The 208-nt window shown below is 63.5% G+C and carries 1 pseudogene; it reads left to right on the top strand.

What is annotated here, in order from left to right:
* Positions 1-208: pseudogene (locus AF337_RS45370) on the top strand (efflux RND transporter periplasmic adaptor subunit); the annotation flags it as partial.

Raw genomic sequence — 208 nt, 5'->3', positions numbered from 1 at the left:
GGGCCGCGTGAAGCCGTTGTCTGGCTACCGGAGACCCTGCGGCCCGAGACTGGATCCGAAGCGCAAGCCAGTGTCTATGGAGGCGAGGGTCTAAGTGGAAAAGCCCATTTGCGACAGATTTCCGATTCTGCCGACCCGCAAAGCCGGACCTACGAGGCGCGGTATGTTCTCGAAGGCGCCGCTGCCTCTGCCCCGCTTGGTTCGACGG

This window comes from Rhizobium ecuadorense, assembly GCF_001187535.1.
Taxonomy (GTDB): Bacteria; Pseudomonadota; Alphaproteobacteria; order Rhizobiales; family Rhizobiaceae; genus Rhizobium; species Rhizobium ecuadorense.
This window is presented reverse-complemented; position numbering and strand designations above follow the sequence as displayed.